At 39.1% G+C, this 24985-nt stretch carries 17 protein-coding genes; 9 read left to right on the forward strand and 8 right to left on the reverse strand.

Features of this window, described 5'->3' with window-relative positions; translation table 11 throughout:
* Nucleotides 1-129: 129 nt before the first annotated feature.
* Entirely contained in the window at nucleotides 130-675 is a 546-nt protein-coding gene (gene idi / locus HMPREF3129_RS05810) for an isopentenyl-diphosphate Delta-isomerase (protein WP_036919200.1), read from the reverse strand.
* Nucleotides 676-1034: 359 nt separating this feature from the next.
* On the opposite strand from idi, the gene HMPREF3129_RS05815 reads away from it, so the two are divergent.
* On the forward strand, nucleotides 1035-2138 hold the full coding sequence (locus HMPREF3129_RS05815; RefSeq protein ID WP_004245929.1) for a glycerol dehydrogenase: 1104 nt from the start codon (nucleotides 1035-1037) through the stop codon (nucleotides 2136-2138).
* 56 nt (nucleotides 2139-2194) lie between these two features.
* Here the strand turns inward: HMPREF3129_RS05815 and metA are convergent, their stop codons facing one another.
* A complete protein-coding gene (gene metA, locus HMPREF3129_RS05820; protein ID WP_004245927.1) occupies nucleotides 2195-3124 on the reverse strand; it encodes a homoserine O-acetyltransferase MetA in 930 nt (309 codons plus the stop codon).
* Between the two features lie 342 nt (nucleotides 3125-3466).
* On the opposite strand from metA, the gene aceB reads away from it, so the two are divergent.
* The 3 genes from aceB to aceK all read left to right on the forward strand — a co-directional run bounded on the left by aceB (nucleotide 3467) and on the right by aceK (nucleotide 8232).
* Nucleotides 3467-5059: a malate synthase A gene (aceB, locus tag HMPREF3129_RS05825; RefSeq protein ID WP_036919197.1), complete on the forward strand. Its 1593-nt coding sequence runs from the start codon at nucleotides 3467-3469 to the stop codon at nucleotides 5057-5059.
* Nucleotides 5060-5134: 75 nt separating this feature from the next.
* Complete coding sequence (aceA, locus tag HMPREF3129_RS05830) at nucleotides 5135-6442, forward strand: isocitrate lyase (RefSeq protein ID WP_004245925.1); 1308 nt, start codon at nucleotides 5135-5137, stop codon at nucleotides 6440-6442.
* A 71-nt stretch (nucleotides 6443-6513) separates the two neighbouring features.
* Nucleotides 6514-8232 carry a bifunctional isocitrate dehydrogenase kinase/phosphatase gene (gene aceK, locus HMPREF3129_RS05835; protein WP_036919194.1) on the forward strand — a complete coding sequence of 573 codons (1719 nt, stop codon included), beginning with the start codon at nucleotides 6514-6516 and terminating at the stop codon, nucleotides 8230-8232.
* Nucleotides 8233-8304: 72 nt separating this feature from the next.
* Here aceK and HMPREF3129_RS05840 read toward each other — a convergent pair whose 3' ends face one another.
* The 3 genes from HMPREF3129_RS05840 to iclR all read right to left on the reverse strand — a co-directional run bounded on the left by HMPREF3129_RS05840 (nucleotide 8305) and on the right by iclR (nucleotide 12023).
* A complete protein-coding gene (locus tag HMPREF3129_RS05840) occupies nucleotides 8305-8946 on the reverse strand; it encodes a bifunctional 4-hydroxy-2-oxoglutarate aldolase/2-dehydro-3-deoxy-phosphogluconate aldolase (protein ID WP_004245923.1) in 642 nt (213 codons plus the stop codon).
* 78 nt (nucleotides 8947-9024) lie between these two features.
* Nucleotides 9025-10881 (reverse strand): phosphogluconate dehydratase, encoded by a 1857-nt coding sequence (edd, locus tag HMPREF3129_RS05845; RefSeq protein WP_052124572.1) that lies wholly within the window; start codon nucleotides 10879-10881, stop codon nucleotides 9025-9027.
* 305 nt (nucleotides 10882-11186) lie between these two features.
* Nucleotides 11187-12023, reverse strand: a complete 837-nt coding sequence (gene iclR / locus HMPREF3129_RS05850) for a glyoxylate bypass operon transcriptional repressor IclR (protein WP_004245921.1) — start codon at nucleotides 12021-12023, stop codon at nucleotides 11187-11189.
* Between the two features lie 263 nt (nucleotides 12024-12286).
* Between iclR and metH the strand changes: the two genes are divergently transcribed.
* On the forward strand, nucleotides 12287-15958 hold the full coding sequence (gene metH / locus HMPREF3129_RS05855; protein WP_036919191.1) for a methionine synthase: 3672 nt from the start codon (nucleotides 12287-12289) through the stop codon (nucleotides 15956-15958).
* A gap of 133 nt (nucleotides 15959-16091) precedes the next feature.
* Nucleotides 16092-16670, forward strand: coding sequence for a hypothetical protein (locus HMPREF3129_RS05860; RefSeq protein WP_004249153.1), 579 nt, complete (start codon nucleotides 16092-16094; stop codon nucleotides 16668-16670).
* Between the two features lie 84 nt (nucleotides 16671-16754).
* Here HMPREF3129_RS05860 and HMPREF3129_RS05865 read toward each other — a convergent pair whose 3' ends face one another.
* Nucleotides 16755-17258, reverse strand: coding sequence for a hypothetical protein (locus HMPREF3129_RS05865; protein ID WP_004249154.1), 504 nt, complete (start codon nucleotides 17256-17258; stop codon nucleotides 16755-16757).
* Between the two features lie 227 nt (nucleotides 17259-17485).
* Nucleotides 17486-18856, reverse strand: coding sequence for a lysine-sensitive aspartokinase 3 (lysC, locus tag HMPREF3129_RS05870; protein ID WP_036919187.1), 1371 nt, complete (start codon nucleotides 18854-18856; stop codon nucleotides 17486-17488).
* Between the two features lie 264 nt (nucleotides 18857-19120).
* Between lysC and pgi the strand changes: the two genes are divergently transcribed.
* The 3 genes from pgi to ubiA all read left to right on the forward strand — a co-directional run bounded on the left by pgi (nucleotide 19121) and on the right by ubiA (nucleotide 22381).
* Complete coding sequence (gene pgi / locus HMPREF3129_RS05875; protein ID WP_036919184.1) at nucleotides 19121-20767, forward strand: glucose-6-phosphate isomerase; 1647 nt, start codon at nucleotides 19121-19123, stop codon at nucleotides 20765-20767.
* Between the two features lie 221 nt (nucleotides 20768-20988).
* A complete protein-coding gene (ubiC, locus tag HMPREF3129_RS05880) occupies nucleotides 20989-21498 on the forward strand; it encodes a chorismate lyase (protein ID WP_004245914.1) in 510 nt (169 codons plus the stop codon).
* 28 nt (nucleotides 21499-21526) lie between these two features.
* Nucleotides 21527-22381, forward strand: coding sequence for a 4-hydroxybenzoate octaprenyltransferase (ubiA, locus tag HMPREF3129_RS05885; protein ID WP_004250107.1), 855 nt, complete (start codon nucleotides 21527-21529; stop codon nucleotides 22379-22381).
* Between the two features lie 113 nt (nucleotides 22382-22494).
* On the opposite strand, the gene plsB is transcribed toward ubiA, so the two are convergent.
* Complete coding sequence (gene plsB, locus HMPREF3129_RS05890; RefSeq protein ID WP_012368492.1) at nucleotides 22495-24978, reverse strand: glycerol-3-phosphate 1-O-acyltransferase PlsB; 2484 nt, start codon at nucleotides 24976-24978, stop codon at nucleotides 22495-22497.
* Between the last annotated feature and the right edge of the window lie 7 nt (nucleotides 24979-24985).

Here is a 24985-nt window from a genome sequence, read left to right on the forward strand (position 1 = left end):
GCCAAGCATTAAATAAGACGAGAAAGCCAACCCATTGGGTTGGCTTTTTTGCGTTTAGAAGATCGTATTTTACCTTGAGTGATGCTAACACTTTTTTATAGTTAAGTATCAATTTCAATAAGAGAGCAACTAAGTAATATTTTTACTCCATCTAGTAAACTGCTCTATACCAAGAGCCATTAATATATGGCAGAACCATGCACTATAGTTTTCAGGATGTTTTTCTACATCATGATAAAGCTCGTTTAATGAAATCCAACGATGATCCATAACTTCATCGGGATGACACTGCGGTATTTTATCACTAAAGCCTAAAAAAAGATGATCAAACTCATGCTCAATAAGATCATCCGTGACTTTCTCATTATATAAAATCGTACCAATAGGTTGCATATCACACTGCATACCTAATTCTTCATTTAAACGCCGATGTATTGCTTGTGATAGAGGTTCATTGGGTAAAGGATGGCTACAACAAGTATTCGCCCATAGGCCACCAGAGTGATATTTAGTCAGTGCTCGTTGCTGGATCAACATTTGTTGCTTAGAATTGAAAATAAATAATGAAAAGGCTCTATGTAAGGCACCAGTAATATGTGCCTCCAGCTTGGGCATGGTTCCTAGCTCATTGTCATTTTTATCAACGAGGATCACGGCGTCTTTCACAAAAATCACCTTGGTAAAAATAAAAGAGAGTTATAACGCGAATATACCATGCATGTATATCAAATAATGGTTAATTGTGTTGTTCCTTTAATGGTATTAGTGGGTAACGCTACTGATAACATCATAATATAGTTGTTTAGTTTTCTAGGTTTAATTGAAGTTTTAAGGGAAATTATCTTCTTTACGATAAGCTATCTTGCCATTCTATAAAATTTATTATTTTATTAACATGTTGTTTTCTTTAAACTAAATAGAATATATTGATAATATCTATTACAGAGTTTACTAGATTCGAATTCTGATGAGGGGTAAGATAAATGTTAATTCTGCTACTTACTGTAGCAAAATCTAAATAAAGGAATTTAGTTATGTCTTCTATATTACCTCGCTCTGTAACATCCCCTAAAAAATTCTTTATTGGTAGTCAATTACTTGCTTCTGTTGGTAATTATATGAAAGATTTCGGAGATAATGCTTTTATTATCAGCGATGAATTTTTCCTAGAAAAAGTAAATAAAGAAGCTTTGTCGTCAATTAAAGAAAATGGGCTATCTGGTTTCGTTGAAAAATTTAATTACGAATGTACAGAAGCTGAAGTGGATCGCTTGGGTAAGATTGTTGTTGAAAATAAAGCGAATGTTATTATCGGTATCGGTGGTGGTAAAACATTAGACGTATCTAAAGCGGTTGCTTATTATCATCACCTCCCTGTTATTTTATTCCCAACGATTGCTTCTACAGATGCGCCTTGTACGGCCCTTTCTGTTCTTTATAAAGAAAATGGTGAATTTGATAAATACTTATTCTTACCTCAAAACCCTGATATGGTGATTGCGGATACCGCGATTATTGCTTCTGCACCACAACGCTTCTTCTCTGCAGGTGTCGGTGATGCTTTAGCCACTTATTTTGAAGCACGTGCTTGCTATCAAGCTGATGGACTTAATTTAGTTAATCAACGTCCATCACGTACAGGTTTAGGTTTAGCACAATTGTGTTTTGAAATATTGAGTGAAAATATTGATAAAGCAATGGATGCTGTGCGCCATAAAATTACCACACAAGCTTTAGAGCAAACTATTGAAGCGACTATTTATTTAAGTGGTGTGGGGGCTGAAGCAGGTGGTTTAGCAGCCGCTCATGCGGTCAATAATGGTATGTCTGCAGTTGCTTCCTTACATCATGTGCAACATGGTGAAAAAGTGGTATTTGGATTATTAACACAATTAGTGTTAGAAAATGCGCCACAAGAAGAAATTGATGAAGTTATTCGTATTATCAAAGCGGCTGAATTGCCATTAACGCTTGAAGATATGGGAATGAAAGAGTTTATTGAAAGTGAATGGCGTAATGTAGCGAAAATTGCTTGTGCAGAAGGTGATACCATGGGCAATATGCCGATGAAAGTGACTGAAGAAGATGTCTACAACGCAATGATTGCAGCGAATGCATTAGCGCATCGCTATAAATAATCTCAAGTATTTTTTTAAATATCAAACCCCAAATAAATTGAATTTGGGGTTTTATTTTAATCTAAAGTTGGGTTCATCTGTGCCAGATCAAATGGTGTAATTTGATAAACATAATAATTTAGCCAATTTGCAAAGAGTAAATGGCCATGACTACGCCAAGATACAAGAGGTTTTTTATTAGGATTATTATCGGGAAAATAATTTTCAGGTAGTTGTGGTGCTAATCCAGCTTTAACATCACGATGATATTCGTCAGCTAATGTATTGGGATCGTATTCTGGGTGACCTGTGGCAAAGACAACTCGTTTATCTTTAGATGCGAATAGGTAAGCCCCAGCTTGCTCTGATGTTGCTAATATTTCTAAATCTGTATTTTGTTGAATAAACTCAACAGGAAAACCAGCATAACGTGAATGAGGGGCAAAGAATGTTTCATCAAACCCACGAGTCAGTAACGCGAAAGGATCACATGTTGTATGACGATATACCCCAGAAATTTTTTGTTTTAAGGTATATTTAGGTAAGTCATATAAAATATTTAGGCCCGCTTGAGCGGCCCAACAAATAAAAAGTGTTGAAGTAACATGCTCTTTTGCCCATGTAATGATTTCTTTTATTTCCTCCCAATAAGCCACATCTTCAAATTCAACTAAACCTAATGGTGCTCCCGTTACAATCAAGCCATCAAAATTCTGTTCTTTAATTTGGGCAAAATCACAATAAAAAGTATCAAGATGCTCAACAGGTGTATTTTTGGGAACACGAGAATCAATACGCAATAATTGGATATCAATTTGTAATGGACTATTAGAGAGCAACCGTAGAAATTGATTTTCTGTTTCTATTTTTTTGGGCATCAGATTGAGTAACAGTACTTTTAAAGGACGAATATCTTGAATACTCGCTCTACTTGATGTCATGACAAAGACATTCTCATTGCGTAAACAACTCACTGCGGGTAGTTCGTCTGGTACTCTGATTGGCATCTCAATAACCTCTAAAAAAACATCTAGACATCTAGAAGCCTGAATTTAGCCAATTCAGATCTAAAAGTCGAGGTGTAGATGCTGTATATGAAGAATATTCATATAAGTAAATGTTATAAGCCGAGCTTTATGTGATCTTCGCATGATCTTAGTTTGTTTAATCATTCAACAAACCAAGATCACTCGAGTTATTTTTGAAATAGCCATTTTTATTCAGCCAAAAAACATTGGTGTAATCACATTGTTAAAAAATGTTTAAATAAAAATGGAATTCATTTTTGATTTTTGTAAAAACTGCATTAATCTTAATCAGGTGTGTAAAAGATTTTAGGGGAATGCAGAATGTCACAATCATTAACTACAGAAGCATTAAGCTTCACAAAACCTTTTGGAATAGCTGAAAAAGAGATATTAAATCATGATGTTGAGTCATTTTTGACTGATTTGGTCAGTCAGTTTTCAGAACGCCGTGACGCCTTATTAGCAGAAAGAGAAATTTGGAAACAAAAAGTGGATAATGGAATGCTTCCTGATTTTATTTCAGAATCAGATTCCATTATAAACTCAGAATGGAAAGTGAATCCAATTCCTAAAGACTTGCAAGATCGTCGGGTCGAAATTACAGGCCCCGTAGATCGTAAAATGGTGATCAATGCATTAAATGCTAATGTAAAAGTATTTATGGCAGATTTTGAGGATTCACTTGCCCCGACATGGGATAAGGTTATTGATGGCCAAATTAATTTACGTGATGCTGTCAAAGGAACAATTTCCTATACCAATGAGCAAGGCAAGTGCTATCAACTAAAAGCATCGCCTGCGGCGTTAATTGCTCGAGTCAGGGGATTACATTTGCCAGAGAAGCATGTGCTATGGCAGGGAAAACCTATTCCTGGGTGCTTGTTTGATTTTGCCTTATATTTTTACCATAACTATAAAACATTACAGGCAAAGGGCAGTGGGCCTTATTTTTACATTCCTAAATTACAAACTTGGCAAGAGGCAAAATGGTGGAGTGATGTTTTTCATTTCACTGAAAAACGCTTCGGTTTAGCCAGCGGAACTATTAAAGCCACAGTATTAATTGAAACTTTACCGGCGGTATTTCAAATGGAAGAGATCTTATTCCATATGAAAGAGCATATTGTGGGCCTTAATTGTGGACGTTGGGATTATATCTTTAGCTATATCAAAACGTTGAAGAATTACCCTGATCGTGTGTTACCGGATAGACAGGGTATTACTATGACTCAACCTTTCTTAAGTGCTTATTCCCGACTACTTATTCAAACTTGTCATAAACGTGGTGCATTTGCGATGGGAGGAATGTCCGCTTTTATCCCCAGTCGCTCTGCGGAGCAAAATGGTGTCATTTTACAAAAGGTATTTGAGGATAAAGAGCTTGAAGCAACTAATGGCCATGATGGTACTTGGATAGCTCACCCTGGATTAGCCGAAACGGTGTTATCTGCGTTTGATGCGGTATTAGGAGAGCGAGCAAACCAACTTGATGTACAACGTCATGAAAAGATCACCGCAGAAATGTTATTGGCCCCTTGTGAAGGTGAAAGAACAGCAACAGGAATGAGAGCGAATATCCGTGTTGCTGTGCAATATATTGAAGCGTGGATCTCAGGTAATGGTTGTGTGCCTATTTATGGGCTAATGGAAGATGCCGCCACGGCAGAGATATCTCGAACCTCTATTTGGCAATGGATCCGTCATCAAAAACCATTATCGGATGGACAGATTGTAACAAAAGCGCTTTTTCGCAACATGTTGAAAGAAGAGCTGGAGGTAATTCGCCAAGAAGTGGGTGATACCCGCTTTGAGCAAGGTCGTTTTAAAGAAGCAGCGACCTTAATGGATGACATTACTACCCAAGATGAATTAGTCGATTTTCTGACTTTACCGGGTTATCAACTTTTAAATTAAAAAAGATACGTCATAACGTATTTATAAACTGCAAATATAAAACATCATCACTACCAGATTTATAGGAGTTATTTTATGTCTATGAGTAGATCAGAGCAGATTGCCCAATTAGAAAAAGAGTGGGAACAACCTCGCTGGAAAGGGATCAAACGTCCTTATAGCGCAGAAGATGTCATTAAATTACGAGGTTCCGTTAACCCTGAACATACCTTAGCAAGACGTGGTGCGCAACGGCTTTGGTCATCATTAAATGGTAAGTCGAAGAAGGGATATGTCAATGCATTAGGTGCTTTAACAGGAGGGCAAGCATTACAGCAAGCTAAAGCGGGATTAGAAGCCATTTATCTATCTGGTTGGCAAGTGGCGGCTGATGCGAATACTGCTGCCAGTATGTACCCTGATCAATCTTTATACCCGGTGGACTCTGTACCCAATGTTGTTCAGCGTATTAATAATACGTTTAGACGAGCTGATCAAATTCAGTGGTCAAATGGTATCGGCCCTCAGCATAAAGATTATATTGATTTTTTCCTTCCTATTGTTGCTGATGCAGAAGCGGGTTTTGGTGGTGTACTTAACGCATTTGAATTAATGAAAGCAATGATTGAGGCGGGTGCAGCAGGCGTTCACTTTGAAGATCAGTTAGCCGCAGTGAAAAAATGCGGTCATATGGGCGGAAAAGTCTTAGTACCTACGCAAGAGGCTGTGCAAAAGCTGGTGGCAGCACGTTTAGCGGCAGATGTTTCGGATGTTCCTACCTTATTAGTTGCTAGAACTGATGCGGATGCGGCCGATCTCTTAACTTCAGATTGCGATCCTTACGATAGTTCATTTTTAACTGGTGAGCGTACCGCTGAAGGTTTTTTCTGTACTCATGCAGGAATTGATCAGGCCATTAGTCGAGGGCTTGCTTATGCCCCTTATGCCGATTTGGTTTGGTGTGAGACTTCCACGCCAGATCTGAAAATGGCGGCTAAATTTGCCGAAGCGATCCATGATAAATATCCCGGTAAAATGTTAGCGTATAACTGCTCTCCATCTTTTAACTGGAAAAAGAATCTTGACGATAGCACGATCGCCCATTTCCAAGATGAGCTTTCTGCGATGGGGTATAAATTCCAGTTTATCACTTTAGCGGGTATTCATAGTATGTGGTTCAATATGTTCGATTTAGCGCATGATTACGCTAAAGGTGAAGGTATGAAACACTATGTTGAAAAGGTACAAGAAAAAGAATTTGCTGCACTATCGAAAGGCTACACCTTCTCATCTCATCAACAAGAAGTGGGCACCGGCTATTTTGATAAAGTGACGACGATTATTCAAGGTGGTATGTCATCTGTTACGGCATTAACTGGCTCTACTGAAGAGCAACAATTCTAGTCCTTACTGTGATGCACTTTTGTGGTGATAATTCAGGAGCAGGATGCTCCTCTTTTTCATGAGGTCAGTTGATGACAGCTGAAGACTTAGTCGCTCAAACGATCTTACAAGGCTTTGATGCACAATATGGGCGTTTTCTTGAGATAACGTCAGGTGCTCAATATCGTTTTGAGCAAGCAGATTGGCATGGTATTCAATTGGCGATGAAAGAGCGCATCCGCTTATACGATAATCATGTTGGATTAGTTGTGGAACAACTTAGATGTATCCGACATGATATTGATAAAGAAAGTGTTTTCTTACAAAAAGTCAAAGAGCGATACACACAATTATTACCTAACTATCCCCGTTTTGAAATTGCTGAAAGTTTTTTTAATTCAGTCTATTGTCGTCTATTTCATCATCGAGAGCTTAATAAAAAAAACTTATTCGTTTTTTCATCACAACCTGCGTATCGTTTTGCGCAAGCCCCTCGCCCTTTATCAAGAACGTTTGTTATACAAAGTGATTTACCCGCATTATTGCAAGATATTTTATCGCGCCTACCTTTGCGTTTACCGTGGCAAAATAAATCGCGAGATATTCAATTTATTTGCCAAACGCTCTATGCGCAATTTAGCCATGAGGAATTACAAAATGCGGTATTTCACATTGCTAATGAGCTATTTTACCGTAATAAAGCGGCATGGATGATTGGTAAGATAGCGATAAATAATCAATTCATTCCCCTGTTATTACCTATTCATAATATTGAACAGCACTTAGTTATTGATACCTGTTTAACGACAACAGATGAAGCCAGTATTGTATTTGGCTTTGCTCGTTCTTATTTTATGGTTTATGCGCCATTTCCCGCGGCATTAGTAACATGGTTACGGGATATTCTCCCTGAAAAGTCTATTGCTGAGCTCTATATGTCGATTGGTTGTCAGAAACATGGCAAAACTGAATATTACCGTGAATACCTTGCTTTTATGAATTTTTCATCGGAACAGTTTATTGAAGCTCCGGGGGTAAAAGGAATGGTGATGCTCGTTTTCACACTGCCTACTTACGATAGAGTGTTTAAAGTGATCAAAGATAGGTTTGCGCCACAAAAAACAATGACCGCAGAGCGTGTCAAAGAGTGCTATCGCTTGGTGAAAGAACATGATCGTGTTGGGCGAATGGCGGATACGCAAGAGTTTGAGAACTTTGTTATTGATAAAAAGCGGATCAGTAACGACTTAATGGCGATCTTAGAACAGGAGATCCCCAATAAATTAGAAGATCTAGGTGATAAGTTACTGATCAGCCATCTGTATATGGAACGCCGTATGACGCCACTTAATATCTATATGGAACAGTGTGACGATAAACAGTTAAAAGCCGTGGTTGAAGATTATGGCCAAGCACTTAAAGAGTTGATTGCCGCAAATATTTTTCCTGGTGATATGTTATTTAAGAATTTTGGCGTGACACGTCATCATCGCGTTATTTTTTATGATTATGATGAAATAAGTTATATGACAGATATGAATTTCCGTGCCATTCCTCCCGCTCGCTATCTTGAAGATGAACTGGCCAGTGAGCCTTGGTATAGCGTTGCTGAAAATGATGTTTTTCCTGAAGAGTTTCGTTACTTTTTATGTTGTGATAAGCAAGTATGTCATTATTTTGAAGCTCAACATCGTGATCTTCTTTCACCTGAATACTGGCAACAACAGCAGCAAAGAATTAAACAAGGGTATATTGAAGATGTTTACGCCTATCCACAAAGTAAACGTTTTATTGATAACGATATCGGTTAATAAAACAGAGTAATAAAGATAGATAATCGAATGATATATCTATCTTTATTGGGTAATAATTAAAGCATTAAATTAATGTTGAGCGCCAGCAACAGCTTCTTTTGCTAGCTCAGTAATACGTTGATAATCCCCTGCTTTCACGGCATCACTTGGAACTAACCAAGAGCCACCGATACAAAGTACACTTTCCAGTGCAAGGTAGTTACGGTAGTTTTCAGGCGAAATACCGCCGGTTGGGCAGAAACGTACTTGTGAGAATGGTCCTGCAATTGCTTTTAATGCTTTAACGCCACCATTAGCTTCTGCTGGGAAAAACTTAAATTCATTTAAACCGTAACTCATACCGAGCATTAATTCAGAAACAGTCGAGATACCAGGGATAAGAGGAATAGAGCCTGCTACCGCAGCTTTTAATAGCGCATCGGTTAAGCCTGGGCTAATGGCAAATTGTGCACCCGCTTCTGTGACTTGGGCTAATTGTTGAGGGTTGATCACTGTCCCTGCACCAACAATGGCTTCTGGTACTTCTTTAGCAATGCGACGAATAGCTTCAATAGCGCAGTCTGTACGTAGTGTCACTTCTAAAACTTTTACGCCACCGGCGACTAACGCTTTTGCGACAGGTACAGCTTCTTCAATATGATTAATAACAATAACAGGAACAACGGGCCCTGATTTTAGTACAGACTCTGCACTTGTATTCCAATGATTCATCTTTATCTTTCCTAATCAGAAATAATGAAGAGCAAATAAATAGGCTTGCTCCTCATTAGGCAATGAAAACTTTATGTATTAAAAATCAATACAGCAAGCACCTTGTTCAGCACCTGATAAATGGCGACGTAAATTAACGAACAACTCACGACCGCAACCGCTATTGTTTGCGCTGAGATCAGGTATTTCGGTTTGGCGAGCTTCTAAGGTTTGTTCATCAACTAAGAGTGTTAATTCACCTGTTTTGCCATTAACACGAATAATGTCACCATCTTGTACTTTTGCTAATAGTCCATCGTTTACCGCCTCTGGTGTTACATGAATAGCGGCAGGAACTTTACCTGATGCACCAGAAAGACGACCATCTGTGACTAATGCCACTTTATAGCCTTTATCCATCAATACCCCTAAAGGAGGCATGAGTTTATGTAATTCTGGCATCCCATTGGCTTGGGGACCTTGATAACGCACAACGACTACACAATCTTTATTCAATTCACCGGCGCTAAATTTAGCGGCAATATCATGTTGGCTATTAAACACAACAGCTGGTGCTTCAATAATTTTATTCTCATCAGGCACCGCCGACGTTTTCATCACTGCTCGACCTAAATTACCTTCCATCACCTGTGTTCCGCCGTGTGAAGAGAATGGCGTATTGATATCGGCAATTACATCTTTATCTAAAGATTGTATTGCACCTTCACGCCAATCAAGTTTACCTTCATTTAGCCACGGCTCTAAGGTATAGCGTTCAATACCAAATCCTGCCACCGTATTGACATCGCGATGAATTAAGCCTTTTTTCAGTAATTCACGAATAATAAGAGCAAGACCACCTGCCGCTTGGAATTGATTAATATCTGCCGGACCATTAGGATAAATACGAGCAATTAATGGCACAACTTGTGATAATTGAGAAAAATCATCCCAATTAATCATAATGCCCGCCGCCCGTGCCATTGCCACTAAATGCATGGTGAGATTTGTTGAGCCACCTGTGGCTAACAGCACAATAATACCGTTAACAATCACCTTTTCGTCAACTAATTGACCAATAGGTAAATAATTCCCCGAGTTTTCTGTTAAGCGTACAATTTGTTTTGCTGCCGCTTCTGTTAATGCTTCACGTAATGGAGTATCTGGATGAACAAAAGAGGAGCCAGGTAAATGTAAGCCCATTGCTTCCATCACCATTTGATTTGAGTTTGCTGTACCATAAAACGTACAAGTTCCCATACTATGGTAAGAGGCTGCTTCAGCTTCTAATAAAGCATTACGATCGACCTTGCCTTCTGCATACAGTTGTCGAATACGCACCTTTTCTTTATTGGGCAAACCACTGGTCATTGGACCTGCAGGGACAAAAATTGCAGGCAGATGACCGAATGACAGTGCTGCCATAGTAAGCCCTGGAACGATTTTATCGCAGATCCCTAAATAAAGGGCGCCATCAAACATATTATGAGATAACCCTACAGCTGCAGACATGGCAATAACATCGCGACTTAGCAGTGATAGCTCCATTCCATCTTGCCCTTGTGTCACACCATCACACATCGCAGGCACACCACCAGCGACTTGACCTACAGCGCCAACAGTATGCAATGCCGCTTTAATTTTTTGTGGATAATCTTCATAAGGTTTATGAGCGGATAACATATCGTTATACGCAGTAATGATGGCGATATCATTATGAACCATATTCTTAAGTAAATTTTTATCTTCACTTTGACAGGCGGCAAAACCATGAGCCAAATTACCGCAAGCTAACTGGGCACGGTGTACGGTTTGGCTTTTAGCAGCTTCAATTTTTTTCAGATAAGCGCGACGAGTTATTTGTGAGCGAGCAACAATACGTTCAGTCACTTGTTGTACGGTTTCGTTTAATGCGGCGAAGTTGTTCTGAAACTGGTCATGATTTTTCGGGTTCATAATAGTGCTTCCTTTATTCACACAGGGTGACGGCATTACTTATTGCTATAAGAAAAAATATAAGCGCTTAGCAATAGCTTGTTACCGGTAACATTGTTACGGGTAACAAGCTCAGTTGCAATACTCTTAAACCAAGCTTAAACAACATCTGTGATCGATATCAATTTTTTAAGATGATAAGTAACAGTTTTTTAATATTTAACGGCTAAAAATGAAAAAAAACGATTTTTGCATAAGCTGAATCGTTTTATTTAAGGAGAAGCCTTCCTAATTTGTACATAAATAAATAGAAAGGCCTAGCTGGGTTAACTTTTTACACCACCATATTCACGGCTGATCTGCTTAGCCGCTTTTATCACCAGTGCACCTAATTCCGTAATGCGTGAATCTGTCATTCTAGATACGGGGCCAGAGAGTGAAATAGCGGCAAAAGGCTGGTGGTGTTCATCATAGATACAAGCGCCAATACAACGCAAACCTAATGCATGCTCTTCATCATCAAAAGAGAAGCCTTGTTTACGAGCTTGTTCTAAATTCTCTTTTAATGCGGAAGGTAAGGTTTTGGTATAAGGGGTATAGGCCATCAGACCTTTTTTCTGTAAAAGGGGGAGTAACTTATTTTCCGGTAAAGTGGATAGAAATGCTTTACCTGCACCAGATGCATGCATTGGCAACTTGCCGCCAATTGGGGCAGACATTCTCATTAATGCATTACATTGTACTTGGTCGACAATCACCGCATCAAATTCAACTTGATCAAGAATAGCCAAATTAACGGTTTCACCTGAATCTTCCATTAATTGACGCAATATAGGGTGCACCATAACCAGTAGGTTACGGGTTTGCAGAAAGCTACTACCGACAATAAAGGCATGGGTGCCCACTACCCATAAACCTAAATCACCCACTTGGCGTACAAAACCATGTTGTTGCAAAGTAGTAAGTAAGCGGTGAGTAGTGGAATTGGGTAGTCCTGCTTGAAAAGCTAAATCAGTTAAAGCAATACCGCCTGGAGATTCGGAAATATATTCCAATAATGTTAAGCCACGGCTTAATGACTGAACGGGGCCACCTTGTGCAGTACTTTGAGTTGCGGGTGTTTTTGGCTTACGAGCTTTTTTATTGGTAGGGGAGACGGTCATACTTACACTCCAGAAATACTGTCCATATTATCCTCTATTATGACCTATATAACGTAATAAAACTCCTCTGATCTGTATATTTTTCAAAACAAAGCATATGAAAACAAATATTGATGTTATCGGGTTATGGTTAGGTGAAAATCTCTCATATTCCTCTTAGGAATCTTTGCAAAGAGATATGATAGGATAAAAAAACAACGAACTTGCTATATAACGAAAATAACAACAACACAATATTCTTTGGTAGAGGAAGCAATGTGACCATGATAACTCAGCAGCTTACGCAAGCATTAGCCAAACGGATCTTAGTCCTTGATGGCGCAATGGGAACCATGATCCAGCAATATCAGCTGGCAGAAGAAGATTACCGAGGTGAACGTTTTGCCCATTGGCAATGTGATGTTAAAGGGAATAATGACCTTTTAGTCTTGACGCAGCCGCAGATCATTACTGAAATTCATAATGCTTATTTTGAAGCCGGTGCAGATATCGTAGAAACAAACACCTTTAATGCAACCTCTATTGCCATGGCTGATTATCAGATGGAAGGGTTATGTGCAGAATTGAATGAAGAGGCTGCTAAACTTGCCAGAGCCTGTGCTGATAAATGGAGTGCATTAACGCCAGATAAACCACGTTATGTTGCAGGGGTATTAGGGCCGACCAATAGAACAGCATCCATTTCTCCTGATGTTAACGATCCCGCGTTTCGTAATATCTCATTTGATGCATTGGTGATGGCTTATCGAGAGGCGATCTGCGGACTCATTAAAGGAGGGGTGGATTTAATTATGGTGGAAACCATTTTTGACACCCTAAATGCTAAAGCGGCTATTTTTGCGATTAAATGTGAGTTTGATAATCTTAATATTGAATTACCGGTGATGATCTCAGGGACTATCACTGATGCGTCAGGTAGAACATTAACAGGGCAAACCACAGAAGCCTTTTATCACTCACTACGTCATGCCGACGCGTTATCATTTGGTTTAAATTGTGCGCTAGGGCCAAAAGAATTACGCCAATATATTCAAACTCTCTCCCAAATATCAGAAACTTATGTCAGTGCTCACCCTAATGCTGGCTTACCTAATGCCTTTGGCGGATATGATTTAGATGCCAATGAGATGGCGGAACAAATCAAGGAGTGGGCGCAAGCTGGGTTTCTTAATATTGTCGGTGGTTGTTGTGGCACAACCCCTGCCCATATTCAGGCTATTGCTCAAGCGGTTGATGGCATAGCACCTAGAACATTACCTGTCATTAAAAAAGCCTGTCGACTCTCAGGTCTTGAGCCTTTGGTCATTGATGATAATTCGCTGTTCGTCAATGTGGGGGAACGAACGAATGTGACAGGTTCGGCTAAATTTAAACGTTTAATAAAAGAAGGTAATTACCAAGAAGCCCTTGATGTTGCTCGTCAGCAAGTTGAAAACGGTGCTCAAATCATCGATATCAATATGGATGAAGGCATGTTAGATGCGATAGAAGCAATGACACGTTTTCTTAATCTTATTGCGGGTGAACCCGATATTGCCAAAGTCCCGATTATGATTGACTCGTCAAAATGGCAAGTCATTGAGGAAGGATTGAAATGTATTCAGGGTAAGGGAATAGTCAATTCGATTTCGATGAAAGAGGGGGAAGCCCTTTTTATTGAGCATGCAAAATTAGTTCGTAAGTATGGTGCTGCAGTTGTTGTGATGGCATTTGATGAAATAGGGCAAGCAGATACTCGAGAGCGAAAAATAGAAATTTGTCGGCGTGCGTATCATCTATTAACTGAAAAAGCTGGATTTCCACCAGAAGATATTATTTTTGATCCCAATATTTTTGCTGTAGCAACGGGTATTGCTGAACATAATAATTATGCGGTTGATTTTATAGAAGTTTGTGCGGATATTAAATCTCAACTGCCTTATGCTTTAATTTCTGGCGGTGTTTCTAATGTGTCATTCTCTTTTCGGGGCAATGATCCCGTTCGGGAAGCGATCCACTCCGTTTTTCTCTATTACGCTGTAAAAAATGGTATGGATATGGGGATTGTCAATGCTGGGCAACTCGCTATTTATGACTCATTAGCGGATGAACTACGTAATGCGGTAGAGGATGTTATTTTAAATCGCCATGCAGAGAGTACTGATAATTTACTGGCACTCGCAGAGCGTTATCGTGGTACTAAAAGTGAGGAACAGCACTCTACGCTTGCGCAATGGCGACAATGGGAGGTCGAAAAGCGCCTAGAGTACGCGTTAGTGAAAGGGATCACCGAATTTATCATTGAAGATACAGAAGCGTGCCGCCAACAAGCTTCGAGTCCTATCGAAGTGATAGAAGGGCCATTAATGAATGGCATGAACACAGTGGGCGATCTGTTTGGTGAAGGTAAAATGTTTTTACCCCAAGTAGTAAAATCGGCACGGGTGATGAAACAGGCCGTAGCTTACCTTGAACCTTATATTCAAGCGACAAAAAAAGCAGGCAGCTCGGCAGGAAAAGTGTTACTGGCGACAGTAAAGGGAGATGTCCACGACATTGGCAAAAATATTGTCGGAGTGGTGTTGCAATGTAATAACTATGAAATTATCGATCTGGGGGTCATGGTACCTTGCGATAAAATCTTGCAAACAGCCATTGACGAAAATGTTGATATTATTGGATTGTCTGGATTGATCACTCCATCACTGGATGAGATGGTGAATGTTGCTAAGGAGATGGAAAGACGCGGTTTTTCTCTTCCTTTAATGATTGGTGGTGCGACAACATCGAAAGCGCACACGGCAGTAAAAATTGAACCTAATTACAGCCACCCAACCGTTTATGTGCAGAATGCGTCAAGAACGGTCGGGGTGGTCGCTGCATTATTATCGGCCACACAAAAGGCTGATTTTGTCGCTAAAACACGCCGTGAATATGAAGTGGTACGTCAGCAGTATGCGAGAAAAAAACCGCGTACGCCTCCCGTTTCCTTAGCGACAGCTCGTGCCAATGCATTGCAGCTTGACTGGCAACACTATACGCCACCTAAGCCGAACCAATTAGGGGTACAACAAGTTACAGCCAATATTGAAACTTTACGTGAGTATATCGACTGGACGCCTTTCTTTATGACTTGGTCATTGGCGGGGAAATATCCACGTATATTAGAAGATGAGGTTGTCGGAGAAGAGGCGAGACGCGTTTTTGCAGATGCGAATGCCATGTTGGATAAACTCAGCCGTGAAAAATTACTGACACCGAAAGGTATCGTTGGTTTATTCCCTGCTAATCGCCTTGGTGATGACATTATTATTTACCAAGATGAAACGCGACAGCATGAGTTATTACGTTGTTGCCATTTACGCCAACAAACAGAAAAAAAAGAGTACCCTAACTATTGCTTAGCAGACTTTATTGCCCCTGTGGATAGTGGTCTTGCTGACTATTTTGGTGCTTTTGCAGTTACCGGCGGTCTAGAAGAAGATGCACTCGCTAATGGGTATGATAATGCTCATGATGATTACAATAAAATTATGGTAAAAGCGCTATCCGATCGTCTTGCAGAAGCTTTTGCCGAATATTTGCATCAACAAGTGAGAACCAAAATTTGGGGTTACAGTCCTGACGAAGCGCTCTCTAATGACGAGTTGATTAGAGAAAAATATCAAGGAACACGACCTGCACCGGGATATCCAGCTTGCCCAGAGCACACAGAAAAAGCAAAAATTTGGCAACTGTTAAATGTAGAAAATCGCATTGGTATGAAGCTTACTGATGCTTACGCGATGTGGCCGGGGGCTTCGGTATCGGGTTGGTATTTTAGTCATCCTGAAAGTAAATATTTTGCCGTCGCTCAAATTCAAAAAGATCAGGTGGAAGATTACGCCAAACGTCGTGGTATGAGTATGAGTGAAGTTGAGCGTTGGTTAGCCCCTAATTTAGGCTATGAGCCTTAATTAAACGGTATCTGAAGATTATAATAATGTAATAAATAACAAGGTGATAATCATATCCCCTTGTTATTTTCTCTCGCAGTTCCCATTAAAGATGTATAAGCTGTAAGCCTGTATCAGAAAAAAGGACATGATGATGAGTTATACTTTGTATCTTCAGCAAACCCCAACAGTTGGCACTAAAGTTCCTTTTCCTTCTTTAGCCAAAGGAAATTACCCATTAAATGAAGTTATCATTAATGCGTTTTTAAATCTGATGCAATTAACAGGGAATTTGGATACAGATGCATTATTAGATGAAAAAATGTTTGATAAGATTTGGCTTAAGGCTGAAATGACACCGGCGCGCATGGAAGAAATTGGTGACTATATTTATCATCATATTCCTACACATCCAGCCCCTCTAGAAGAAGAGATCACACTATTTAAGCAAGCTATGCAAGAAGAAGAGGCATTGTTAGCTAAAGAGAGTGAAAAAGAAGGGTGTATTCCAATTTATAAGTTTGCTACAAATGATGGTTGGATTGTGACACCGAAAGAGTGTGAGATTATTGCCTCAGCACTTACAGCTAAGCTTCTTGAAGATAACCATGTATTTGTGGAACAAGTGGCTAAGATGTCTCATATTGCATATCGCTCGTTAGAAATCGCGTTGATTGATTTTGGTAAATTTAATCAATTTGCTAAAAAATATGGTGGTTATCGAGTTTATTAAAAAATAAAAAGCGGATCTTTCTATCGAAAGGCGTCCGCTTACGTTAACATTGTAATAGGGTTGGATATTGTTAGAAAAGTATATTTATTTTTTTAAAAATTCTTTATATGTGCTTATTTTTCCTTTGTTCTCTGAACTGATAAACAAACTCTTAAACAAACTCTTTTTATGGATGTTTATCATATTGTTGATACAATCAATATTGATTTTTTCTTTTGGTATTGATTCTCTTTCGATTCTGTTGGGGAAAACTTCAGTATAGAACAAAAAATTGAGAGTTTCTTGATTAGGATATGAAAGAAAATCTAATTTATTATTATATTCATGTTTTAATTTTGAGTCTATTCCTATAATTATTTTGTGATTGATATTAATTCTATTATTGATTTTTACTATTGGGGCTGTGATGCTATTTTGTGGTTGATAAAGAGTATGAGTATCAACACGTGAATTGTGGAAAGGTTGTGATAAATTATATAGTGATTTTATTTCATTTCGTAGTTCTTTTAATTTTTCACTCTTATTTATAAAGTTCACATGCATATTTTGGACAGTTTTACAAATATCATAGCTTAATTTTATAGACATAACTCCCTCTTAAAGATGAGAAAATAAATTAAAAATACTCTATATCATTTTTAAATATAATAATTTTAAATATAAATCATTTTAGCTGTAAAAATAAATGAAAATAGGCTCCTTATTGCAAGAAGCCGATGTTAAATTCTAAAGTTATTGAAATGTTGTTATTCTATTTCCATATCTTAATCTTATGTTGTTTATATTTATTCTATAAATATTTACTAAGTAATAAGTTAAAATAAGGTGTCGTGTAGTTTTCTGACAATATTATCTGCATCTTTGCCATCCACTAATAAGCATAAGTTATGGGTACTCGCACCATGACTTATCATTCTAATATTATAATCCTCTAAAGTGCCAAAAATTTGGCTTCCTAAGCCATTGACTTGCGATAGTGAATTACCAATGATAGCGACCAATGCCAGATCTTCTTCTACTTCAACGCGACATAATGCGGATAATTCGGTTAATAAAGCATTAGTTAACAGACTGCCTGATGAGCTAGTGGTACCTGTGGTATCCAATGTTAAAGCAATACTGACTTCTGATGTGGTTATCACATCAACCGAAATATGGTGGCGTGATAAAATGGTAAATATTTCTGCCAAAAAGCCACGGGCATGAAGCATTTTCAAACTATGCAGGGTAAGTAGTGTCTGGTTTCTACGTAGTGCAATGGCACGAAACACAGGAGGATTATCAGTTTGTGCACAAACCAATGTGCCACCTTCTTCTGGTGCTTTGCTTGAGCCGACAAACACAGGAATACCACTACGCACTGCAGGTAATAACGTTGCGGGATGGAGAATTTTAGCACCAAAGGTTGCCATTTCAGCCGCTTCATCAAAGGCAATATGATCAATACGATGTGCTTGCGGGACTATTCTTGGATCAGTGCTATAAATACCAGGCACATCAGTCCAAATATCGACACGTGACATCCCTAATGCTTCACCAATCAGTGCCGCAGTATAATCACTTCCGCCACGCCCTAAGGTGGTGGTTTTTCCTTTAGGCTCTTGTCCGATAAAACCTTGGGTAACAATCACGGTTTCTGTTAAGCGGGGCTGAATTAAACTTTGTGTTAACTCAGTTAATTGCGCCATATCTGGCTCAGCATGACAAAACAGATCGTTGGTTTTCATTACTTTTCTGACATCAAACCAATCTGCACTTATTCCTTTTTCACGTAACAGTTCAACAAACAATAACGTTGACATCAATTCACCGTGGCTGACTAACTCATCGGTTAACGCATCAGAAGTTGCCAAGGCTGCCGCTTCTGACAGCATTTCAATATTGTCCAATAAGCGGTTTATTTCTTGAGAAATAATTTCTGCTTGTGATAGTTGATTGATGATGGCGTATTCAATATCACGAACTTGAGCCAATAAAGCGGCTCTTTGTGTTGCTTCAACACCTGTCGCAAGTTCGATAAGCAAATTGGTGATCCCCGCTGAAGCAGAAAGAACCACCACACGGACTGATTTCTGTTTTAAGATAATATCTGCACACTTTTCCATCGCCGCAAAATTTGCCACGCTAGTGCCACCAAATTTGGCGATAGTAAAAGGTGATGAAGGTGTTGCAGTATTATCTTTCATTGTTGTATTCCTTTAGTCCCAGTGAGATGTTAAACACAGTTAGGAATATCGGTTATTGCCAAAAGAGTCAATCAAGAGTGAAGGATAATCAATTTAATTAATAATTACTCAAAGATTATCGGTTTTGCCTATGTAAGTAATTAATACTAGATTTGTTGAATGGTTTTGACGAATATCATCAAATAAGAAAGAATTGACCGTAACTATTAAATGACAGGCTACAATCTGAGAATATCGGATTGTAATCTTAAGAGAGTATTGTGAATGAAAAATGTAAACCCAACTCATACCTTAGCTTGGAAGGCATTAGAAGACCATTTTGCCGTGATGAAAGATACAGAAATGAAAACACTGTTCTCTCAAGATCCATCACGCTTTAACACCTTTTCAAGAACGTTTTCAGACCAAATTCTAGTCGATTTTTCAAAAAACCGTATCACCCAAGAAACATTAGATAAATTACAGGCTCTGGCTAAAGAGTGTGATGTTGCTGGTGCGATAAACAGCATGTTTAGCGGTGAAAAAATCAACTGTACGGAAGATCGTGCGGTACTCCACACCGCATTACGCAACCGTAGCAATACACCGGTTATGGTCGATGGCAAAGATGTGATGCCAGAAGTCAATGCTGTATTGCATAAAATGAAAGTATTTAGTGAGCGTGTGATTAGTGGTGAATGGAAAGGTTACACAGGTAAAGCGATTACTGATGTGGTCAATATCGGTATTGGTGGCTCTGATTTAGGCCCGTATATGGTGACAGAAGCACTGCGCCCTTATAAAAACCACTTGACCATGCATTTTGTTTCTAATGTTGATGGTACACATATTGCTGAAACCTTGAAAAAATGCGATCCAGAAACAACGCTATTCTTGATTGCTTCAAAAACCTTTACCACACAAGAAACCATGACTAATGCACACTCTGCAAGAGATTGGTTCTTATCTGCGGCTAAAGAGAGTGCTTTTGTCGCGAAACACTTTGTTGCGTTATCAACTAATAGTGCTGAAGTAGAAAAATTTGGTATTGATACCGCAAATATGTTTGAGTTTTGGGATTGGGTTGGTGGCCGCTACTCATTATGGTCAGCAATTGGTTTATCCATTGTATTATCTATTGGTTATGACAACTTTGAGCAGTTACTGTCTGGTGCTCATGCTATGGATAATCACTTTAGAACCACTGAAGCTGAAAATAATATTCCGATGATATTGGCGCTTATTGGCATTTGGTATAACAATTTTTTTGGTACCGAAACTGAAGCGATTCTGCCATACGATCAATATATGCACCGTTTTGCTGCTTACTTCCAACAAGGCAATATGGAATCCAATGGTAAATATATCGACCGTGATGGAAACAAAGTCAGTTACCAAACCGGACCTATTATTTGGGGAGAGCCGGGGACTAATGGTCAGCATGCGTTTTATCAATTAATTCATCAAGGAACCAAACTGATCCCTTGTGATTTTATTGCACCAGCGATCAGCCATAATCCATTATCTGATCATCATGCAAAACTAATGTCGAACTTCTTTGCACAAACCGAAGCATTGGCATTTGGTAAAACTCGTGAGCAAGTCGATGCAGAGTTTGCCTCAGCAGGAAAAGATCCCGCAACCATGGGGTATGTGGCACCATTTAAAGTGTTTGAAGGGAATCGTCCCACCAACTCCATTCTTTTAAAAGAGATCACTCCCTATTCATTAGGCGCGTTAATTGCGATGTATGAACATAAAATCTTTGTACAAGGTGTAATTTTCAATATCTTCACCTTTGACCAATGGGGCGTTGAGTTGGGCAAACAATTAGCTAGTCGCATATTGCCAGAGTTAAAAGGTAAGGAAAGTGTTAACAGTCATGATAGTTCAACAAATAATTTAATTAATCGTTACAAAGCATGGCGTTAAGAGAATAAATTAAGTGTGATTAAGCGCTTATAACCAAGGAGGTTGATGGTGACCTCCTTTGTTTTTTCTCAATTTGAGTGAATTCTGATTATCTTTTAACGTTTTTTTAGATTATTTATACGAAATGTTATCAGCTTTTAACTTCCTATCGCTACATCATGATATCCTTAGTGCATAATGATTTATAAAGTTAGGATCATCATAGTTGTGATGATGAAAGAATGTTTAAAAAATCCATAATTACTCACGCACCTATTCACTGGTTATCAGATGAAGAGCGTGAAGAAGTCGCAGAAAATACCTTAAGTTGGCTGCTGGAATTAGGTTCAATGACACGACGTTTTGAGCAACATTGCCATCAAGTGACGGTAATGCCATATCAAGAAGGTTTTATTGAATATATCGAGCCTGCTGATGAACAAAAGTGTTTACCTTATAGCCGACGCTATTGGCTAAGAGAAATCGTCCTTTGTGGGGATAATGTACCTTGGTTATTAGGGCGAACATTAGTGCCGGAAGAGACATTAACGGGTGAAGATCGCCAATTAGTGAATTTGCGTACGGTGCCATTAGGACGTTATCTGTTCCAGGAAACAACCTTAAGTCGTGATTTTATTCATATTGGGCAACAAAATGGACATTGGTTACGTCGTTCCCGTTTCCAGCTTTCAGATAAACCTTTATTATTAACTGAGGTGTTTTTGCCTGCATCACCTGTATATAAGCAGTAGTTAGGGGGAGCTAAAATTGGAGGGAAGTATGACGCACAATAAATGGCAGGCGTATAGCCGTTTAATGCGTATAGATAAGCCTATTGGAGCGCTATTATTACTTTGGCCAACGTATTGGGCATTATGGATCGCCGCTAAAGGCTTTCCTGACTGGCATATCCTAATTGTATTTACTCTAGGTGTGTTTTCCATGCGTGCCGCTGGGTGTGTAATAAATGACTTTGCTGACAGAAAAATTGATGGCAACGTTGAACGAACTAAAAATAGACCATTACCTAGTGGTGCTGTAACGGAGAAAGAGAGCAAGATTATCTTTATTGTCTTGGTGCTGTTTTCGTTTGGATTAGTGCTTACGTTAAATACCATGACCATTTGGTTATCTATTGCCGCACTTGCACTTGCATGGTTTTATCCTTTTGTAAAACGTTTTAGTAATTTGCCTCAATTAATTTTAGGTATGGCCTTTGGTTGGTCTATCCCTATGGGATTTGCTGCAGTTTCTGAAACACTACCTTTAGTATGTTGGTTACTCTTTTTGGTCAATATTATCTGGTCTGTTGTGTATGACACTCAATATGCCATGGTCGATCGCAATGATGATTTAAAAATAGGGGTGAAATCGACAGCCATTCTGTTTGGTCGTTACGATAAAATCATTATTGGTATTTTACAGTTAGTGATGTTGGCATTATTAGTGGCGATTGGCGTTTTGCTGAATATGAAAGGGATCTATTATTGGTCATTGTTACTCGTGACAGCACTGTTTATTTATCAACAGAAATTAATTGCTGAACGGGAAAGAGCCCCTTGTTTTCAAGCGTTTATGAATAATAATTATGTTGGTTTTGTTTTATTCGCAGGTATTTTATTTAATTATTTCTAATAAATATATTACCAGCACTAGCTGAGCACTGAAGTTGCATAAAAATAAAAGGGATAAGCCAATTGCTTATCCCTTTTCTATTACTGATTATAGCGCGATTTGCTATTAAGCAACTACTTATCCATGTTGGATTCAGGGTTTTCCTCAATCGCTTGTGCTGAATTGTTATCTTCAGTAACGCCTACACTCTCAATGGTTAAACGAATTTCTGGTGACATTAATTTCGCAATAACTTGGTAAAGTGCAGAGGCATCTGCTTTGAGGATATCTTCATTATCTTTGAGATAACCTTCTTCACGCAGTGTAGAAACTAAAGTGGAGAAAACCGCTTTATCAAAGAACTCAGGTGCGTTAATACCATGCAATACAGAAAGTCGTTGCGCCAAAATGCGGCTTTCTCTTTCTAATAGTGCACGGCTAATTTCAGGAGCAAAATTGAGTAGAGAGAGCGTAATACCATAACGCTGTAGCGTTTCTCTAACACTTGCTGCTAAAAGCTGTAATGGGCGAATACGTGCTGGATTGATCCGTAATATGCCATCATCAGCACAGCAAATTAGACGCTGGCGACAAAGCTCACTAATCAGTGTATTAACCACATCAGGTAACTCCTCTTTTTCATAGCGAATAAACAACTCAGCTTTGATAAGAGGGAAAATTAATTCTACCTGTTTCATTAAGTCATCACGGTGTATACGCTCGTGATGCAAGACAATGCTCGCAATTAATGATGGTGTAACCATTAAGTGAATGGTGTTATTGCGATAATAAGTCATCAATACGGCACTTTCACGAGGCAATATGATAATATCACCAAGACTATCCTGCTCAACTTGGAATTTATCTGTTTGCAAGGCGTGTGCTAATAATGTCTCTGAGCTTTTATCGGGGACAACCATATCTGATGAGTAAGGCACATTACGCAGTAACTGTAGATAACAATCTATTTGCTCTAATAATTGTTCTTTAGTTAGTGCTCGCTGACGGGACGCTAGCAACGCCGTAGAGACAAGGTTAATCGCATTAATCGAAGCGGCATTATTAATATTAACCATAATATTATCCGCTAACGCACTAACTGCAGGATTTAACCAGCTTGGACGTTGTGGCTCAATGGGATCAATATCATCGCGCCAGTCAGGCACTGCCTGATTAAGGTATTGTGATAGCGAAATAGGTTCACCAAAATTGACATAGCCTTGACCAAGGTTACGTAGTTTACGCAATCCTCTGATCATCTGCATAAAACCTTCTTTCTCTTTTGTCGCACCACGCAACTCTTTGGCATAAGTGGCAACTTCCATGACATGCTCATAGCCAATATAAATGGGAACGATGGAAATAGGGCGTGTCTCACCACGTAACATGGCTTGCACGGTCATTGACAGCGTCCCTGTTTTAGGATCTAACAGTCGACCTGTACGGGAGCGTCCACCTTCAACAAAATATTCAATAGAGTAGCCTCGAGAGAATAATTCACCTAAATATTCCCGGAAGATGGTTGAATAAAGTTTATTTCCTTTAAAGGTTCGACGAATAAAGAAAGCCCCTAAATGGCGGAAAATCGGTCCTGCTGGCCAGAAATTAAGGTTAATACCCGCAGCAATATGTGGGGGAACCAATCCTTGATGATAAAGTACATAGGAAAGCAATAAGTAGTCCATATGACTACGGTGACAAGGTACGTAGACAATTTCATGTCCATCTTGCGCAAGTTGGCGCACACGTTCTGCATTAAAAACGTTGATACCTTGATAGAGCTTATTCCATGTCCAGCTTAATACACGATCAGTCATTCGTACCGCTTCATAAGAGAAATTAGCGGCGATCTCTTCCATGATATCAGTGGCATTTTTACGTGCTTTATCAAGCGTAATTTTTTTCGCTTTTGCTTCATCTTCAATGGCTTTTTCAATGGCTTTGGATGCCAATAGTTTATTGAAGAGATCTTGGCGTGCAGGTAGTTTTGGGCCAACTGCTGCTAAACGCTGACGTGAAAAGTGAATACGTGCCACACGCGCAAGTTTTCGAGCAATGCTGGTATCGGTTCCATGTTCATTCGCCATTTGGCGCATGGATACGGTCGGCGAGAAACGGACAAAACTATCTCGACCTAGCCAGAGGATGGCAATAAATTTTTGGATCCCATTTAATAAGCGCAAATGGGGGACGCCATTATGACCTTCTCGACCCGGTGAGCGACCGAACATCACTGAAGCAGGTAACATTTCAATATCAAGATGCGGATTGTTACGATGAGCATCAAGATAAGCATGGAATGTTTTCACTGAATCTTTACGCGGATCGGGAGAGTAGTAACGGAATACTCTAGGACCATCGTCAATAAAGACGTAGGCTGGCAGTTTGGTTCCGTTAATTTCTATGGGTTGCAGAGGATCTGGCAAGCCAAGAGATAAACATTGCTGACGTAATGTCAGTAAGTCTGCTTTAGAGTGATAAGGCAGAACATAAAGGAAAGATCGCGACGTATCTAAGCCTAACTCAGTGATAGGATCAGTCGGAACTCGTTTACTTTTTACCAACAATTTCAGTGGTAAATTCAATGTGTTATAATATAGTTTACGCCAAGCTGACATAAATAGT

The sequence above is a fragment of the Proteus sp. HMSC14B05 genome (assembly GCF_001808035.1).
In the GTDB taxonomy this organism is placed as follows: Bacteria; Pseudomonadota; Gammaproteobacteria; order Enterobacterales; family Enterobacteriaceae; genus Proteus; species Proteus mirabilis.

Excerpts from the sequence above, each read along its gene's own strand:
- plsB (WP_012368492.1), bottom strand. The coding sequence starts at position 24,978 with ATGTCAGCTTGGCGTAAACTATATTATAACACATTGAATTTACCACTG.
- pgi (WP_036919184.1), top strand. The coding sequence starts at position 19,121 with ATGAAAAATGTAAACCCAACTCATACCTTAGCTTGGAAGGCATTAGAA.
- aceA (WP_004245925.1), top strand. The coding sequence starts at position 5,135 with ATGTCTATGAGTAGATCAGAGCAGATTGCCCAATTAGAAAAAGAGTGG.
- aceB (WP_036919197.1), top strand. The coding sequence starts at position 3,467 with ATGTCACAATCATTAACTACAGAAGCATTAAGCTTCACAAAACCTTTT.
- HMPREF3129_RS05860 (WP_004249153.1), top strand. The coding sequence starts at position 16,092 with ATGAGTTATACTTTGTATCTTCAGCAAACCCCAACAGTTGGCACTAAA.
- ubiC (WP_004245914.1), top strand. The coding sequence starts at position 20,989 with ATGTTTAAAAAATCCATAATTACTCACGCACCTATTCACTGGTTATCA.
- HMPREF3129_RS05840 (WP_004245923.1), bottom strand. The coding sequence starts at position 8,946 with ATGAATCATTGGAATACAAGTGCAGAGTCTGTACTAAAATCAGGGCCC.
- HMPREF3129_RS05865 (WP_004249154.1), bottom strand. The coding sequence starts at position 17,258 with ATGTCTATAAAATTAAGCTATGATATTTGTAAAACTGTCCAAAATATG.
- ubiA (WP_004250107.1), top strand. The coding sequence starts at position 21,527 with ATGACGCACAATAAATGGCAGGCGTATAGCCGTTTAATGCGTATAGAT.
- edd (WP_052124572.1), bottom strand. The coding sequence starts at position 10,881 with ATGAACCCGAAAAATCATGACCAGTTTCAGAACAACTTCGCCGCATTA.
- metA (WP_004245927.1), bottom strand. The coding sequence starts at position 3,124 with ATGCCAATCAGAGTACCAGACGAACTACCCGCAGTGAGTTGTTTACGC.
- metH (WP_036919191.1), top strand. The coding sequence starts at position 12,287 with ATGATAACTCAGCAGCTTACGCAAGCATTAGCCAAACGGATCTTAGTC.
- lysC (WP_036919187.1), bottom strand. The coding sequence starts at position 18,856 with ATGAAAGATAATACTGCAACACCTTCATCACCTTTTACTATCGCCAAA.
- HMPREF3129_RS05815 (WP_004245929.1), top strand. The coding sequence starts at position 1,035 with ATGTCTTCTATATTACCTCGCTCTGTAACATCCCCTAAAAAATTCTTT.
- aceK (WP_036919194.1), top strand. The coding sequence starts at position 6,514 with ATGACAGCTGAAGACTTAGTCGCTCAAACGATCTTACAAGGCTTTGAT.
- iclR (WP_004245921.1), bottom strand. The coding sequence starts at position 12,023 with ATGACCGTCTCCCCTACCAATAAAAAAGCTCGTAAGCCAAAAACACCC.